The organism is Enterobacter sp. UNJFSC 003 (assembly GCF_036903355.1).
Classification (GTDB): Bacteria; Pseudomonadota; Gammaproteobacteria; order Enterobacterales; family Enterobacteriaceae; genus Enterobacter.
This window is the reverse complement of record NZ_JBAKHK010000332.1, coordinates 1-239: the sequence shown is the minus strand read 5'-3', so window position 1 is coordinate 239 and position 239 is coordinate 1. Positions and strand designations below refer to the sequence as shown.

Below are 239 nucleotides of genomic sequence, written 5' to 3'. Positions count from 1 at the left end.
CCTCGAGATCATCAAGTTGCTTAATCACCTCATTCGATAAATCGAGTAAAATTCTGCCCATATCTATACCTGCCAGAGAGTTCATAAATATCTCGCCAATATCATTTTTGAATCTATGGAGAGAAAAGTACCCTTGCCGAATCTTTAAAGAAAGCTCATTTACGCATCATTTTTTATTTTTGCGAGGCGTTTTCCAGATATGATGTAACAGTTGCAGTTATTATAAGTTCAAGTAAAAC

Annotated in this window: 1 pseudogene; it reads right to left on the bottom strand. The window is 35.1% G+C overall.

The features are described 5' to 3' along the window. Nucleotides 1–85 (bottom strand): annotated as a pseudogene (locus V5P19_RS24415) (hypothetical protein); the annotation flags it as partial. Between the last annotated feature and the right edge of the window lie 154 nt (nt 86–239).